The 15,789-nt window shown below is 41.4% G+C and carries 16 protein-coding genes; 4 read left to right on the forward strand and 12 right to left on the reverse strand.

The genetic code is table 11. The annotated features are described in order from the left end of the window. The first annotated feature begins 590 nt into the window (after window positions 1-590). From A8F94_RS18285 to A8F94_RS18295, 3 genes are all read left to right on the forward strand, one after another. The gene (locus A8F94_RS18285) at window positions 591-1,460 is read left to right on the forward strand and encodes a cation diffusion facilitator family transporter (protein ID WP_066203643.1); all 870 of its coding nucleotides are present in this window, start codon (window positions 591-593) and stop codon (window positions 1,458-1,460) included. A gap of 770 nt (window positions 1,461-2,230) precedes the next feature. After that, entirely contained in the window at window positions 2,231-4,018 is a 1,788-nt protein-coding gene (locus A8F94_RS18290; protein WP_066203646.1) for a SulP family inorganic anion transporter, read from the forward strand. Further along, window positions 4,015-4,341 (forward strand): ArsR/SmtB family transcription factor, encoded by a 327-nt coding sequence (locus tag A8F94_RS18295; RefSeq protein WP_066203649.1) that lies wholly within the window; start codon window positions 4,015-4,017, stop codon window positions 4,339-4,341. The genes A8F94_RS18290 and A8F94_RS18295 overlap by 4 nt, the downstream gene beginning before the upstream one ends. A 69-nt stretch (window positions 4,342-4,410) precedes the next feature. On the opposite strand, the gene A8F94_RS18300 is transcribed toward A8F94_RS18295, so the two are convergent. The 8 genes from A8F94_RS18300 to A8F94_RS18340 form a co-directional block, all read right to left on the reverse strand. Beyond that, complete coding sequence (locus A8F94_RS18300; protein WP_066203652.1) at window positions 4,411-4,902, reverse strand: hypothetical protein; 492 nt, start codon at window positions 4,900-4,902, stop codon at window positions 4,411-4,413. 274 nt (window positions 4,903-5,176) lie between these two features. After that, window positions 5,177-5,647 (reverse strand): inner membrane protein YiaA, encoded by a 471-nt coding sequence (gene yiaA / locus A8F94_RS18305; protein ID WP_066203655.1) that lies wholly within the window; start codon window positions 5,645-5,647, stop codon window positions 5,177-5,179. 182 nt (window positions 5,648-5,829) lie between these two features. Then, on the reverse strand, window positions 5,830-6,462 hold the full coding sequence (locus A8F94_RS18310) for an FMN-dependent NADH-azoreductase (protein WP_066203658.1): 633 nt from the start codon (window positions 6,460-6,462) through the stop codon (window positions 5,830-5,832). A 294-nt stretch (window positions 6,463-6,756) separates the two neighbouring features. Continuing rightward, the gene (locus A8F94_RS18315) at window positions 6,757-7,542 is read right to left on the reverse strand and encodes an SDR family oxidoreductase (RefSeq protein ID WP_066203661.1); all 786 of its coding nucleotides are present in this window, start codon (window positions 7,540-7,542) and stop codon (window positions 6,757-6,759) included. A 341-nt stretch (window positions 7,543-7,883) separates the two neighbouring features. Further along, the gene (gene cdaS / locus A8F94_RS18325; protein WP_066203667.1) at window positions 7,884-8,519 is read right to left on the reverse strand and encodes a sporulation-specific diadenylate cyclase CdaS; all 636 of its coding nucleotides are present in this window, start codon (window positions 8,517-8,519) and stop codon (window positions 7,884-7,886) included. A gap of 359 nt (window positions 8,520-8,878) precedes the next feature. Next, on the reverse strand, window positions 8,879-9,295 hold the full coding sequence (locus A8F94_RS18330) for a DoxX family protein (protein WP_066203671.1): 417 nt from the start codon (window positions 9,293-9,295) through the stop codon (window positions 8,879-8,881). A 29-nt stretch (window positions 9,296-9,324) separates the two neighbouring features. Then, window positions 9,325-10,104, reverse strand: coding sequence for a DODA-type extradiol aromatic ring-opening family dioxygenase (locus A8F94_RS18335; protein WP_066203675.1), 780 nt, complete (start codon window positions 10,102-10,104; stop codon window positions 9,325-9,327). Between the two features lie 21 nt (window positions 10,105-10,125). Continuing rightward, window positions 10,126-10,767: an alpha/beta hydrolase gene (locus A8F94_RS18340; RefSeq protein WP_066203679.1), complete on the reverse strand. Its 642-nt coding sequence runs from the start codon at window positions 10,765-10,767 to the stop codon at window positions 10,126-10,128. A gap of 253 nt (window positions 10,768-11,020) precedes the next feature. Between A8F94_RS18340 and A8F94_RS18345 the strand changes: the two genes are divergently transcribed. Next, window positions 11,021-11,560 carry a helix-turn-helix domain-containing protein gene (locus A8F94_RS18345; protein ID WP_066203682.1) on the forward strand — a complete coding sequence of 180 codons (540 nt, stop codon included), beginning with the start codon at window positions 11,021-11,023 and terminating at the stop codon, window positions 11,558-11,560. Window positions 11,561-11,716: 156 nt separating this feature from the next. Here the strand turns inward: A8F94_RS18345 and A8F94_RS26595 are convergent, their stop codons facing one another. The 4 genes from A8F94_RS26595 to A8F94_RS18365 form a co-directional block, all read right to left on the reverse strand. Next, window positions 11,717-12,712, reverse strand: a complete 996-nt coding sequence (locus tag A8F94_RS26595) for a DUF445 family protein (protein ID WP_368072798.1) — start codon at window positions 12,710-12,712, stop codon at window positions 11,717-11,719. A gap of 246 nt (window positions 12,713-12,958) precedes the next feature. Beyond that, window positions 12,959-13,750, reverse strand: a complete 792-nt coding sequence (locus A8F94_RS18355; RefSeq protein WP_066203690.1) for a DUF2935 domain-containing protein — start codon at window positions 13,748-13,750, stop codon at window positions 12,959-12,961. Between the two features lie 218 nt (window positions 13,751-13,968). Then, complete coding sequence (locus tag A8F94_RS18360) at window positions 13,969-15,381, reverse strand: SpoVR family protein (RefSeq protein WP_066203694.1); 1,413 nt, start codon at window positions 15,379-15,381, stop codon at window positions 13,969-13,971. Window positions 15,382-15,444: 63 nt separating this feature from the next. Continuing rightward, window positions 15,445-15,765 carry a DUF3889 domain-containing protein gene (locus tag A8F94_RS18365; RefSeq protein ID WP_066203698.1) on the reverse strand — a complete coding sequence of 107 codons (321 nt, stop codon included), beginning with the start codon at window positions 15,763-15,765 and terminating at the stop codon, window positions 15,445-15,447. Window positions 15,766-15,789: the final 24 nt, after the last annotated feature.

Below are 15,789 nucleotides of genomic sequence, written 5' to 3' on the forward strand. Positions count from 1 at the left end.
ATGAGTGTTTGATTGTCAAACAATTTCGCATTATTTTCAGAAAAATATCTGTACTGAAATAAATCCCTTCTCGGCCACCGAGAAGGGATTTACTACAAATTCAGCACGCTCCTTGATTGCCGAGTACAATGAGCCTTTTTGTTTGATCGTTATAATCAATTGTGACTCCTGAAGTGTACCCTTCAATCGTCGAATCTATTGCGACCTGAATTCCATTAATTGTACTGATGTCATCCTCTGCTTCCGGCTCATCCAGAGCCAGACCAAACTGCGGGCCTCCTCAACCCAGCCCAGCTAAATAGATCCTAATTCCCTCCGCGCCTTCATTACTTATTATTGTTTTCAGAAAATCACGGGCTTTGTCGGTAATGTTCACTTAAGGCACCTCGCTTTTCACTTTCTGTTAGTATACCCGCAAGCTAAATCAAGATAACTTTCCGTTCCTGAGGTCAATCTTAAATTTTCCTTAAGGAAAATTTGTTTCTAGGCTCTTATAGAGTTCCGCAACTGCAAAAAGGTTGCCCTAGACCCACCCAATTGTCAAATGCTATTGTAGTGAGGGTTGGTTTTTCGGGAGGTTTCAAATACATATGGACGAGCAAAAATATAAGAATCTTAAGCTGGGCGAACGCGGCGCCCTGCTTAGTATCGTAGCCTACATACTACTTTCTGCTTTAAAACTTGCAGTCGGGCATTATAGTGATTCGGCTGCCCTAAAAGCAGATGGTCTAAATAATACAACCGATATCATCGCATCGGTAGCGGTGCTGATTGGATTAAAAATTTCCCAGCGTCCCCCGGACAGAAACCATGGGTATGGACATTGGAAAAGCGAAACGATTGCTTCAATGGTCGCGTCTTTTGTGATGATTGCAGTGGGCATACAGGTATTGACCGATGCAATCGGCTCAATCTTCCAGGAGGGGAAGCAGGCACCGGACATGATCGCCGCCTATACCGGCCTTTTCTCTGCATTTGTAATGTACCTTGTCTTTTTGTACAATAAAAGGCTTGCCATCAGGATTCAAAGCAAGTCCGTTATGGCAGCCGCGAAGGATAATCGTTCAGATGCCTGGGTCAGTATCGGAACGGCAATCGGTATATTCGGATCTCAGTTGAGCATGCCCTGGCTTGATACAGTGACTGCCTTTATCGTCGGTTTGTTGATATGCAAGACGGCTTGGGACATATTCAAGGATGCATCCCACGAGCTTTCGGATGGGTTTGATGAGGAGAAAATCCAGCTTTACAAACAAGTTATTTTGGAAGTGAATGGCGTCAAAGGGATTAAGGAAATCAAAGGAAGAAACTATGGAAATAACGAAGTCATTGATTGCGTCATCCTTGTCAATTCAACGCTTGATATAAAAGAGGCACACGATATTGCAACACATGTTGAAAAAATCATGATGGACGAGCACGGCGTTTACGATGTCCACGTACACGTGGAACCAAGCTAAAGAAGAAGTTAACACTTTGTGTTAGCTTCTTTTTTTCGGCTAGCAACTGGAATTTGGAGGGCCTTTAGCATATGGGCGTTGCCATTCCGCCTCGCACTTCCAAGGGTTTACACGACTCTTATTTTCCATACCAACCCTCTACTTGGTGGCTTAGGGAACCGTCGCAAACCCTTAAGTCCGGCCAAAGTATCATCCAGAAACAATGAAATAATCTACAAAACTTCCTCAATTAAAATCTATGCAAATTCCATTTTGTGTCGCGCTGACCATTTCTAGAGTCGGGGGATAGAATGGTATTACACATTTCATGTCCTAAAAACTTATTGGTTACGTTTCTAGGTTCTGAAGGCTCCAATATGTGGTCAATAGGCTGTATTGGTAACGTTTTGGGTTTTTCAAAGTCTCAAAAACTTAAACAATGGAAATGTAACCAATAAGGTGAAACATGGATATAAAAAAGAAGCAGTATCCTCTTTAAAGATTCTTATTTCATATACGACCCCACCGCATCTTATTTTCCCTTAAACCTTTACCCACTCCAACTAGAGATTGATCTACGAAAGCCTGTTTACTGGAGGAATCCTCCCACTCCAACTAGAGATTAATCTACGAAAACCTGTTTACTGGATAAGTTCAAAAGCGCGGCTCAAAGACTGAAAAAGGCAACATAGTATAAACTATTGTATTGACAATTTGGTTCAGCGGTAGTAAATTCAATATGTTATATTCAAAAAATCAAATATACAAATATTCAAAAGAGGGGTGTTAATGTGCGTCGGCAAGGTTTATTTTTTACAGGGAGATATGAAAACTACTCCCTTCAATCGTTCCGGAAGGACCTTATTTCCGGAGTTGTCGTTGGTGTAATTGCCATACCGCTTGGGATGGCATTCGCAATTGCGTCTGGCGTAAAGCCGGAATACGGAATTTACACCACCATCATTGCCGGTATTCTGATCTCTCTTCTTGGCGGTTCCAAGTTTCAAATCGGTGGGCCGACTGGTGCTTTCATCCCGATTTTGTTTGGAATTGTTTCAGTCTATGGTTTTGAGAACCTGTTGATTGCCGGCTTTATGGCTGGAATCATGCTGTTTTTGATGGGTGCCCTCAAACTCGGTTCGTTGATCAAATTTATACCGAAGCCTGTGACAATCGGCTTTACAGCAGGAATTGCGGTTATCATTTTTACCGGACAACTAGCGAACTTTCTCGGTTTGACCGGCGTGGAAAAACACGAATATTTTTTCAGCAATATTAAAGAAATTTTCATCCGAATAGATACAATTAATTTATACAGTATAGTGACAGCAGTCATCTGCCTTGGGACTGTGCTGCTCACACCGAAATTGTTTCCGAAGATTCCCGGTCCGCTGATTGGGCTGATTGTTTCTACTTTGGCCGCAACGCTTTTCTTTCCTGGCCAAGTCGCGACAATCGGTTCGACATACGGTGAAATACCGAAATCACTCCCGGAATTTCAAATACCTGAAATTACACTAGAAAAAATTCAATACCTTCTCAAACCAGCATTTATCATTGCAATACTCGGGGCAATTGAATCGCTCTTGTCAGCAGTTGTAGCAGACGGCATGTCCGGAACCAGGCATAACAGCAACCGGGAGTTGATGGGACAGGGTATTGCCAACATGATTACACCGTTTTTCGGAGGAATTCCTGCGACTGGCGCGCTTGCCCGTACAGCTACCAATATTAAAAGCGGTGCTGTCTCCCCTCTTTCAGGAATCATCCATGGATTCGTTGTATTGCTCGTCCTTGTCCTGTTTGCGCCTTTTGCCTCAAAAATTCCATTGGCAAGTATGGCGCCCATATTGATGGTCGTGGCCTGGAATATGAGTGAAAGGCATGTATTTAGTCATATACTAAAAACAAAAACCCAGGATTCTCTTATACTGCTTGTAACGTTTCTCTTAACTGTGTTTGTTAATTTAACGGTTGCAGTTCAGGCTGGGCTGGTTTTGGCAGTCATTGCATTCTTAAAACAAATGAGTGAAGCCTTGGTTACCTCCAAGGTCCTTCCAGATCCGAATCATAAGCATCATAGAGTCGACAGCCAGGTTGTCACGAATTCACATGATTGCCCGCAAATCAGCATTTTCAGCGTTGAGGGGCCGTTGTTCTTTGGGGCAGCCCAGACATTTGAACAAACTCTCCTTAACACAATCAATTTACGGCCAAAGGTCCTGCTTCTACGGCTTGGAAGGGTTCCTTATATGGATACGACAGGCGAAGCCCATCTTGCAAGCATTGTAAATGACTTTTCCAAACATGGTGTTGTCCTTATTAGCGGAATCAGGCCTGAGCCAAAGGAATTGTTGATTAAAACTGGGCTTTATGATGTTATAGGAGAGAAGCACTTTTTCGAACATACAGGAGATGCAATTGAATATGCAATGGCCCACCTGGACAGGAATGCTTGTATCGGGTGCAGGCATTTGGCTTTCAGGGAATGTTCATCTCTTTCCGGTATAAAAGAACCGTCGCGGGCAAAAGGCAAATCTCTGCCAGTCAGCCCCACAAGCAGGGAGGTAACCAGTTGAATCTTGAAATGCAGCAATTTAAGGCAGATTTTTTCAAAGCATTAGCCCATCCGCTCAGAATTAGAATTCTCGAACTTCTGGCGGATGGGGACAAAAGTGTCAATGAACTCCAAAGCCTTTCAGGAACGGAAGGCTCGGCGATTTCTCAGCAGCTGATGACTCTTCGCGCAAAAAATATCGTCACCGGAACAAAGGACGGCAATCGGGTCATTTATTCATTGCGTGATCCGTTAATTGTTGACTTATTGGCTGTTGCACGCCAGATCTTTAATAACCACCTTGTCGACGCCAAAAACCTGCTCGACAAACTAAATGACTACTAAAAGGCGAATCCCCGGCATGTGGGGCATTCGCCTTTTTGTTTTCATTTCCATAGTTCAATTAAACATTATTTATATTTCATTCATAACATTTATCTCTTTGGTGATAGGGAGTCCTAAATATTTGTACTTAATGGTTATGGATTCAATTGGCTCCGTAAAGTTCTTAATTCTAATTCCGTAATGAATAGGAGTCATTTCTTTTTTATTGAGGGCATCTTTTACTTGATTACTCTGTATCCTTGGATTAACAAACACATCACCTAACTCAAAAAATTTTATCATCTCGTTGCGCGTCCCACTTTGAACAATTTGCGGGGTGTCATAACTAATTCCTAAGTCAACCTTTTTATTGTCAACTTGGTTATTTATTAACACTTTTTTTATTGACACCTTACTTATTCCTTCGTTGTATAAGTGAAATACAATGTCTCTGCTGCCGTTTGGATCTTCATACGTTGAACTTCCGTTTAAAACAATAGGATTACTAAGGTAAATGAAACCCAAAAACAGAACGATGGTGCCAGTTAAAATAATTGACACAACAGTTAAAAGTTTTTTCAAATACTTTCCCCCTAATGCTTACATACAAAATTCCTCTTCAAAACTGCCTTTTACTTTTAACAAAATAGCTGTAAATCCTAATTGTTTCCTGAGAAAACAAAAGGACCAAACAGCTATGCAACTTTGGTCCATAAAACCAGGGCATTTTATTGATACACTTAACACCACTTTTTCTAATATATATTTATTTTTTGTGATAAATATTCAACCCCGTTATAGGGTGGCTGCCTTGTTACTAATTGAAGAGTTTTGAATGAATAGATTCGGACCTGGATTATTCTCTTTCCCTAGCCCTCTGCGTATCCCTTATATTCTTCTGAACCGTGATGGCTGCAAATAAACTGAGCACAAATGCCATGCCGTAAAATCCTTTTTCGCTTAGGACAATACTTCCTGCATTGTACAAACCAATGGCCATTAAAGAAATAGCTACAATAAGTGCAAACCAGCTAATGCCATAATAAATATTGGTGACAGGGATCCCTTCTTCTTTATCCCTTACTGCCTTTTGTAAGGATACGGCTGAGTAAAGGCCAAAAACCAGAACAGCAAAGTAATAGCCTTTCTCGTTAAGCTGCATGTCTGCATTATATAAGCCGATTAAATACGCTACAATACCGACTAACAATGCCGCCCAGGATGCCCCAACAAAAGCTCCAGTCGGTTCCCCTTCTTTTCTTTCAATTTTCCTTTTGATGACAGCTTGTTTTTCTTTATCTGCTACAAGTTCTTGATCGTTAGACATGGATTGATTCCCCCATCCTTTTTTCTAATACTATAGTAAAGCACAACTTTACCAGCCCCCTCTTTACCCATTATATAGAAAATCTTTACAAGGAATAGAGGGTTTTCCAAAAATATCTGATAATTTATAAAAAAAGAACTAACCGGGAACAAGTCCTGGTTAGCTCTCAGCGTTTGATAGTATTAAGCTTTTACTGCAGAAAGTTTTTTTGCTGCTTCTTTCACTTTTTCCAATCCATTTGAGATAATTTTCTCAGCTTGATCAGGTGCCATAGCATGTCCTTCAATGACAACCTCATCTATGATTTGCATACCGAATACGCCGCCAGCAATATTTTTAATGTAGTTGACGGACATTTCCATTGCAGCTGCTGGACCTTCAGAATAAATGCCGCCACGCGCACTAAGGATGATTGCTTTCTTATCAGTCAGAAGCTGGACTGCATTGCCGTTTTCATCATATTTGAAGGAATAACCTGCCTCATATACATAATCAATAAATGTTTGCAGCTTAGCTGGAATTGTCATGTTCCACAATGGGAAAGCAAAGACAACAACATCAGCGGCTGTTAAAGCATCCTTTGCTTTTTGTTTTGCTGCCAAAATACGTTTTTCAACATCTGTGAGTTCCTCACCAGATTGCAGCTTGCCAAATGCATTGAAAAGATCTTGTCCAAAATACGGCATGTCTTCAGCGAAAACATCAAAAGTTGTAACATTGACACCTTCAAGGTTTTCCATGAAAGTCTCATACATCTTGCTTGATACAGCTTCTGAAGCTGGTCTATTATTTGCTTTTACTACTAATACGTTCATTTATTTTTTGTCTCCTTTTTGCAAATTATGAGATTCTTCATTTTATATATCTCAAATTAAAGATATACTATCATAACGTCTACTGTCAACCAGTTGAGCTTTCCTAATATTTCCTCAACAGTTTGGTGGGATATTAATTTCTTTAATAAAACAGCTGGAATATGGTTCATTGTTTCTGCCTTCTCTAAAATGCCAATAAAAAAGAAATAGAGACTGTCCTTAGTTGAAATCAATCTTAGGCCAGTCTCTTTCTCTTATATCAATGTTCGTATAAATATGGTTTTAACTAGCAACTTAATATTTAAAGGATTGTCCACCATCAATTGGTACAACTGTCGCATTAACAAAACCTGCTTGATCAGACAAAAGGAAGGCAGTTAGGTAACCCACTTCCTCCGGTTTTCCAAAACGTTTCATTGGGTTTGGCTCAACAAATGCTTTTCCTACCTCTTCCCAGCCTTCTTCGCCACCAATTTGTTTTAACGAACCTTCAACCATCGGTGTCATTATTGCTCCCGGTGCTATCGCATTAATTGTAATACCGTATTGACCATACTCAATTGCAGAGTTACGGGTTAAACCTACTACACCATGCTTGCTAGCCGCATAGCCTGATTGGTTGCCAACACCTCGAATGCCACCAACAGAAGCAGTATTTACAATGTGGCCAGTCCCATTTTCTTTCATCACTTTAAGAACATACTTCAAACCATAAAATACGCCATTCAAGTTAATATCAACAACTTTACGGAATTCGTCAGATCCAAAATCTTCTGTAAGATTTTGTTTCCCCTCAATCCCTGCATTATTAAAGAAGCCATCAATCGTACCAAATGTTTGTACTGTTTTGTCTACATAGTTTTTTACTTCTTCTTCGTTAGCCACGTTAGCCTTTACTAATAGAATTTCAGCATTAGGAGCTACTTTCTGGACCTCGTTTTTTGTTTCCTCTAATCCTTTTTCATTTAAATCAACTAAAGATAGTTTTGCACCTTCTTTTGCTACCTGTAAAGCAACAGCACGGCCTAAACCTGACCCTGCTCCAGTAATAAGTACCACTTTCTGCTCGAATCTTTCCATGTATGTCATCCCTCTCTGTTATTTCTTGAATTTGTATATTATTAATTTGTTTGTTATTAATTAATATATATTTAATTCAAGATAAATATAACTCATTATTATTCTACTATCAAATTAAAAGCTTTTCGAAAATAGTATTTGTGGCTTTTGCCTAAACTATTTTATCTTCAGAAACAGGCAAACCGCGAGTGTGATTGAGCAGGGAATCAAGCAGTTTTGTATCAAAAGTGTAAAAAGGCGGTCCCAATTTATGAATAACCACCTTCTTTAGCTCTATATTTCTAATTTCTTGCCCGTCATATCCTTTGCTTTCTGCTTGCTTCTTTCCAAGCCTCAAAAATTTATACTGGGCCCAATACAATTGGCTGATTTGTATTTATAGGGTATAACTTTCCGTCTATTGCAAGAGAGATCTTCCCTGTTTCTTCAGATACAACAAGTACTAAAGCATCGCTTACTTCAGAAATTCCCAAGGCTGCCCTATGCCGTGTCCCAAGTTTTTTATTCGTTTTATTAATTTTTTTCAAAGGTAATACATTTGCAGCTGATTCAACAATATTTCCCTTAATTAGGACTGCCCCATCATGTAGTGGGTTACCTGGATAAAAAATCGATTCCAATAATTTAGGGGTTACTAACGCTCCTATTTCCGTCCCTTTTTGGATGAGCGGAGTAATAGGAGTTTGCCGCTCTACCACAATTAATGCTCCGTGATTTAAATTTGAAAGATAATTTACAGCATCCGATAAATATTCATATGTATCCGTATATTGAGAAAGATAACAACCCAAATAATAAGATGACGCCACGGATTCAATTTCAATAAGCCGCTCCTTAATATCCTCCAGGCTACCCAAAACACAATAATTTTCATTGCCAAGTATCGTTAAATTCGTTTGCAGAAGCTGTATAAGATGTTGAAGCCCGGTTTCTAATTGAACTTTTAAAGGTGAAAAATCACATGCATTATTTTCCATAATGTCCTCCCGCTGCATGAAATGAATTAAACTTATTATGCGTATTAGAACAGTATATTAAAACGATATTAATTTTACTTTGCTCCCATCTGTAGGGTTTTGTTATTTAAAATAAGGCTCTGTTAAACAAGGACGTTGATTTTCGCTGCAGGCACTTCGCTTTCCGCGGGCGGTCTGGGAGCCTCCTCGGCGCTAGCGCCTGTGGGGTCTCCCACTGACCTTTTCTCCCGCAGGAGTCTTCGCGCCTTACGCTGCAATCAACACTTTAAAAAAATCAACAATATCCTTTAACACAGCCTAAAATTAAAAAAGGTCCGCGGAAACGGACCTTTTTGAAGAGTAGTATTTATCTTTTCTATTTAAGCAGCTTTCTTTTCACGATTTTTGGAGATGATTTGATCAACCGAAAGAAGGTTGCTTCCGTTTAGCGCAAGGAAGATAGCCATTGCAAGGAAAGCCAAATCCAATTCATACCCAGCCATTTGACCGTTTCCTAAAAATCCTACTGCCAATTTTACTTTAATGATTGCTCCAATCATTACAAGTGACACGAGGACGGATACAATTTTGGTTCCCAAACCAATTACCAAAAGAATTCCGCCAACCAACTCGATTGCCGCTACTACATATGCAAAAAATCCAGGAATTCCAATGCTGTCAAACCAGCCGACAGTGTTTTCAATTCCACCCTGGAACTTTGCTAGTCCGTGAATAAAGAAGCTTATTCCAAGAACCACTCGTAATATTAATGTACCTACTTCAATTTTATTATTCATTTTCATTTCCCCCATAAATTTTTCTTTAATTATCCGAATTGCCACACGCTATGGCTCAAGTTCCCATAACGGTAGCTGCGGTGTAATAATTTTCCGATTTGATTGTCCGCGGCACCCATTGCATAAAAGATAGGAATAAAATGTTCATTCCCATAAGGCGGTACTGCGAGGTTGGCCGCCGGTGCAAGTGTTTCGTATTGAAACAGCGATTCCAGGTCCCACTCCTCAATATTCCTGGCAAGCCACTGGTCAAAGTCATAAGCCCACTTGTCTTCTTCTCCCTGGTCATTGGCCCAGTTTAAAGCTCTCAAATTATGGACTGTACCGCCGCTTGCAATAATGAGGATGTCTTTCTCCCGCAATTGCGATATTGATTTTCCAATCTTATATTGTTCCTCTGGGGCAAGATGCCTATTGACAGACATAGAAATGACAGGAATATCTGCATCCGGGTAAAGCATTCTTAGAACCACCCAGGCTCCATGGTCCAATCCACGCCTTGAATCCACATGAAAAGAGATCTCCTGGCTTTTAAACAACGCTTCAATTTCTTCTGAAATTTCCTTACTTCCCTTTGCCGGATACTGAATGCGGTAGAGCTCTTCAGAAAATCCTCCAAAATCATAAATAGTACTATATTCTTTTACATTGCTTACTTCTTGTACATTGGATTCCCAATGGGCAGAAAACAATACAATTGCTTTTGGACGAGGCAATGTCTGGCCAAGGTTTTTCAGGAATCGGGTATACTCATTATTTTCAATTGCCAGCATCGGTGATCCATGAGCTATAAATAAAGACGGAAGCATATGGTCATCTCCTCAATATGTTTAATTTATTGATTTCAGAAGCCACTTCACATAATCCTGGTAGTTTGCCATGGATACAGTATGGCCCTCAGGATAAACGTTAAATGCTACGTCTGCCCCTAAGCGTTCCAAATATTCCTTATTTGCCTTTCCCCATTCAAGTGGAAATACCGTGTCATGTTCTCCATGAGAGACAAACGCCGATAAATGGCCAATAGGTTGAACAGGATATTCCTCTTTTACAAATTGAGGAATGTATCCATTTAAAGCTACGATTCCCTTTATCCTGCTTCCAAGAGTCAGGGCAAGGGTCATCGACAGGATGGCTCCCTGGCTGAACCCAAGTAAAAAGATGCGGCTTTCATCAATTGGGTACTGGCTGCTTGCAGAGGAAATAAAATCCGAAAGTCTGGCAATTGCATCATCAAATACTGGCCTATGCGGTTTCCCATAGCCTTCAATTGTGAAATAGGCAAACCCGGGCGGCTGCTCCAAATGGCCGCGAATGCTAAAAATAATAAATTCCTCTTCTAATCCATTTACTAGAGAGAGCATGTTTTGTTCATTTGAGCCAATCCCATGCATCACAAATAAAGCAGGGTATTTTTTATTCGGGTCAGCTTCTTTAGGCTCTAGAACGGTATACATCATTGATGAAGTCATGTTTACCTTCCTTTCTTTTAGACGGTTATTCATATTTTCCACTATATAAGCAAAATCAGTCATATACCCATAAAAATAAAATATTCATATTAGTAAACTTTATAACAAAATTAAAACCCTTGGCCAAGGGAATGAGTTTTTTAATATGAATAAAATTTATTTATAAGATAACAAGAGCTCAATGGATTGTCAATAACTTTTTTGCTAATATAGAATTAAGTTTCTTATAATGCAACCTTATGAGGTGAATAAATTGGATTTAGGGACGAAAATACGATCGATACGGAATAGAAAAAAAATTACCATTGCTCAAATGAGTGAAGGAACCGGATTGTCAAAAGGATTTATCAGCAATGTAGAAAATAACAATACCTCTCCATCTATTAACACCTTGCAAGCTATTGCCAGCTATCTTGATGTGCCGATGCCTTATCTATTGCTTGAAAAGGAACAGCATATGCGGGTAGTTAAAAAAGATAAAAGAACATATTCCACTTTTAACAACCTGAAAATTGAACACTTAACAACAAAGGGCGGTTTGAAAATGATGATTGTTGAGTTCCCTCCAGGTGGATCGATGGGAGAAGCAAATGCCCATGAGGGAGAGGAATGCCATTTGGTCCTGAAGGGGAAAATACTGGCCGAGCAAGGAGAAGATTCCTTCATTTTGGAGGAAGGAGACTCTTTCAGCTGGAATGCGAGTGTTCCTCATTTTGTTAAAAATATTTCTGATGAGAAAGCGATTGTTTTAATATCAATTTATTCAGATACCGGACTTGCAGATATTTTTTAGTTAATGGATGGCTAGTAAAAAGCTGCTATAATCCATTTAACATTAAGCTCAATTCCTTCGTACCAGTGCTTCAGGTATAGCTCACCGTTCCCATGGCATAATCATTTCAAGAAAAGGAGATGGGTAACCCCAGCTCCTTTTTTTGTCCACATTTCATTATGTCTTCCTAGTAATAAGTTGAGAAGCAGAACTCCATTTATTTCTCCATATTAAATATTTTATCCTGTTATATTGGCACAAGCTATTCCCTCTATAACTGAATACTTTGTTGTATAAAAGTAAAGGGGTGAATTTAATGTTTGGAAATGACGACAGGGAACGTGATAGAGACCACGACAGGGACCGCGACAGAAACCGCGACAGAGACCACGACAGGGACCGCGACAGGGACCGCGACAGAAACCGCGACAGAGACCGCGACAGGGACCGCGACAGAGACCGCGACAGGGACCGCGACAGAGACCGCGACAGAGACCGCGACAGAGACCGCGACAGAGACCGCGACAGAGACCGCGACAGAGACCGCGACAGAGACCGCGACAGAGACCGCGACAGAGACCGCGACAGAGACCGCGACAGAGACCGCGACAGAGACCGCGACAGAGACCGCGACAGAGACCGCGACAGAGACCGCGACAGAGACCGCGACAGAGACCGCGACAGAGACCGCGACAGAGACCGCGACAGAGACCGCGACAGAGACCGCGACAGAGACCGCGACAGAGACCGCGACAGAGACCGCGACAGAGACCGCGACAGAGACCGCGACAGAGACCGCGACAGAGACCGCGACAGAGACCGCGACAGAGACCGCGACAGAGACCGCGACAGAGACCGCGACAGAGACCGCGACAGAGACCGCGACAGAGACCGCGACAGAGACCGCGACAGAGACCGCGACAGAGACCGCGACAGAGACCGCGACAGAGACCGCGACAGAGACCGCGACAGAGACCGCGACAGAGACCGCGACAGAGACCGCGACAGAGACCGCGACAGAGACCGCGACAGAGACCGCGACAGAGACCGCGACAGAGACCGCGACAGAGACCGCGACAGAGACTGCGACAGAGACCGCGACAGAGACTGCAGGGACAGAGACCGCAGGGATAGAGGCTGCAGGGACAGAGACTGCAGGGACAGAGGCTGCAAGGACAGAGACCGCAGGGACAGAGGCTGCAGGGACAGAGGCTGCAGGGACAGAGACCGCCGACACCGCCGGAACAGACACCGTGACAGAGACTGCAGATGTGATTAGTAACCATTTCGAACTAAAATAGTAACTGGATTTTAAAACATCTTAAAAGACAAGTGGGGTGTAGCTACTTGTCCTTTTTATTAAATAGAGATGTTAGCTTACTATTTTTTAAAGGTACTATTCCTTTCAATTCACCATTACTACTGTGGTTTCATAAGATGTGCCTCAAATAAGTCTATGATTTCTAAGAACCTCTCCGCTTCTCTAAATGTATGATCAGCTAAAAGTGGATGAATATTACTTTTAATACGGCAAGCCTCTATTAAATCTCTTGCTGTTTTTTTAAAGTCCCTTAATGAAGCAACGGAAACTCTATTTTGATCCAAGAATTGGTCCAAAATTGGAACTGTTTCCGATTGGGGACGCATCGAGTCTAAATCAACTGCTTGGAATACTAATTGGTCAAAATCATGACTAAACTCTTTAGCCTGCTCTACTAGTTTTCTTTCAGAAGGATCTAAAAGATGTCCGATAAATTTTGCATGGTCTGCCATAATTTTCAAAAAGAAGAGGTTTTCCTGGATAATAGTATCAGGTTGGGGGGCAAGTTTTCCTTCGTTAAGTTCTTTTAGTCTATTGGCAAAATAAGCAGCTTCTCTACTTACATGGTCAACTAATAGTGGAAAGTTGTTTGTCCTTATTTCACAGCGTAAAGTTAACCCTAATACTTTTCTCTTGTAACTCCAAATGGCAACGGCAGCCTGATAAACCTCATTGTTAAAGGTCTGAATTTGACGTACATCCGAGTTTACAGAAAACCTTGCCAACTTTTCCTCAATTCTTTCAAAAAGAGTAATGAATTGTTGAGCTTCTGCTATCAATTGTTGCTGTTCATAAGTAAATCCCAGACTTAAAAATAGAGCATGTTCCTTCATAATTCTTGACCAAAACTGTATTTCATCCAACGACCTAACAACAATTGGATTCGCCACTCCACCCACCCCTTATACAGACTTCACCTCATAATATGTTTGTTTTTTTGCCCTTATTCATTTATTTTCCCTTCCATTATTATTTAAAAAGCCTGCTCTATTTATAAAATAAAGGATTTCAACAAAAATGGCGATAATCCTTTTGGATTATCGCACTCGTATGGTTAAGTCAAATTTGATACTTTAATCGTCAATATCTTGATTCTGTTTCCATTTCTTTATAAATACTTTCTATGCACAGCCTTCCCATCATAACTGAACAGCATGGCCCTGTCCTCTATCATTGTCTCGATGTGAACTGTCCTACCCCATAACTGGCGGATGTATGGCAGCACCTTCTCAAGGTATTTCACATCAAGTTCGATTCCTTCGTACCAGTGCTTCAGATATAGCTCACCGTTCCGCATATAATCGCCGTCATTGACCGTGATATATGGAAACCCGCCGTTCACTCTCATGCTGACGAGCCTGTCACGGACATGCTCCCATTCCTTATCGACAATTTTGTAATCCTTGCCCTGTTTTTGGAACAGGTACATGTCTTCCCTCATCACCAAATCCTTGGTGAGATAATTCCTCAGGAAGGAAATATCCGAATCCATTTCCCTGACCTCAAACATCTTCTCACGGCCAGACCCAGGCTTGACACCGCGGCGCTTCATTTCCTCGGTTGGGTCGTTATAGCGTTCCTCGATATCCTCAAAAATCTTGATGCCCAGGTAATAAGGATTAATTCCCGTTTTCGATGGCTGGACAACTCCCGCGTTCAGCTTCGCAAACTCAATGGCCTCCCCGCTTGTCAGGTCCATTTCTCTGATAATCCGCTGGTGCCAGTAGGAAGCCCAGCCTTCGTTCATGATTTTCGTTTCCAGCTGCGGCCAAAAATACAGCATTTCTTCTCTCATCATCGTAAGGATATCTCTCTGCCACTGCTCGAGTTCCCGACTGTACGATTCAATAAATAACAGTATGTCTTTTTCAGGCCGCGGCGGAAACATTTTTGTTTTATTTTTCCTCGAATCTGTTTTAGGTTTCTCATCCAAGTTCCACAAATCATCATACGGGGAAGGTGCAGGCCCCGTATCTTCATCCTGATCATCATCCTCAATCGACCAAGATAGCTTCGGGCGCATCAGAGATGGATCGATATGCTCATCTATTGCAAGCACAGCATCCAGGAAGGTTTCTACTTCCTTTTTGCCATATTTTATTTCATAGCTGCGGACCCTTTCAGCTGTAGCCGCCATGCTTTCAACCATGTCACGCTTCGTATTTTGGAAACGAACATTATTTTTGAAAAAATCACAGTGAGCCAGAACGTGGGCGACAATCAGTTTGTTCTGAATGAGACTGTTACTGTCGAGCAGGAATGCATAACAAGGATTTGAATTAATGACAAGCTCGTAAATTTTGCTGAGTCCAAGATCATATTGGAGCTTCATTTTGTAAAACTGCTTTCCAAAGCTCCAGTGTGAAAAACGGGTAGGCATTCCGTAAGCGCCAAACGTATATATGATGTCGGCAGGGCAAATTTCATAGCGCATCGGATAAAAATCAAGCCCGAAGCCGCTTGCAATTTCGGTAATCTCGCCGATTGCAAGCTCCAGCTCCCTTTTCTCTTCGCTGTTCATTAACACTCCCCCTTTTCCTCTTACCACAATGTATGAAGGAACTAGGGGAATGATGAAAGAACACTATCGCTTTTCAGGTACGACCCTAAGCGTAACAGCTTTTTCCGCAGTCAAATTATGCTGGACAATCACCCGTACAAAGAATGTTTTTCCTTTTTCCTCTACCTCAAATCGGAAGGTATCAGCAACATCGCTTTCATTGACATTTTTCCTGCCAATGTATTCATACTCCCTGATCGGGTCACCAGGATAATCGCTCGAGATAATTGCAACAGCCATTCTCCCATACTTTTCATAATCAGGATTTTGCCTTTCTGCCTGAGTTTCATGGGCTTGGGAAACAAAAAGGAGCAGTACAGCGGCAAATGCCATAAATTTCCTCATATAGACCTCCTGTTGGTAAAGATC

Origin of the sequence: Bacillus sp. FJAT-27225 (genome assembly GCF_001685025.1) — a bacterium.
Taxonomy (GTDB): Bacteria; Bacillota; Bacilli; order Bacillales; family Cytobacillaceae; genus Bacillus_D.

Coding starts and splice junctions, on each gene's coding strand:
- A8F94_RS18365 (WP_066203698.1), bottom strand. CDS start 15,765: ATGAGGAAATTTATGGCATTTGCCGCTGTACTGCTCCTTTTTGTTTCC.
- yiaA (WP_066203655.1), bottom strand. CDS start 5,647: ATGTCTAACGATCAAGAACTTGTAGCAGATAAAGAAAAACAAGCTGTC.
- A8F94_RS18310 (WP_066203658.1), bottom strand. CDS start 6,462: ATGAACGTATTAGTAGTAAAAGCAAATAATAGACCAGCTTCAGAAGCT.
- cdaS (WP_066203667.1), bottom strand. CDS start 8,519: ATGGAAAATAATGCATGTGATTTTTCACCTTTAAAAGTTCAATTAGAA.
- A8F94_RS18335 (WP_066203675.1), bottom strand. CDS start 10,104: ATGCTTCCGTCTTTATTTATAGCTCATGGATCACCGATGCTGGCAATT.
- A8F94_RS18315 (WP_066203661.1), bottom strand. CDS start 7,542: ATGGAAAGATTCGAGCAGAAAGTGGTACTTATTACTGGAGCAGGGTCA.
- A8F94_RS18360 (WP_066203694.1), bottom strand. CDS start 15,381: ATGAACAGCGAAGAGAAAAGGGAGCTGGAGCTTGCAATCGGCGAGATT.
- A8F94_RS18285 (WP_066203643.1), top strand. CDS start 591: ATGGACGAGCAAAAATATAAGAATCTTAAGCTGGGCGAACGCGGCGCC.
- A8F94_RS18340 (WP_066203679.1), bottom strand. CDS start 10,767: ATGACTTCATCAATGATGTATACCGTTCTAGAGCCTAAAGAAGCTGAC.
- A8F94_RS18330 (WP_066203671.1), bottom strand. CDS start 9,295: ATGAATAATAAAATTGAAGTAGGTACATTAATATTACGAGTGGTTCTT.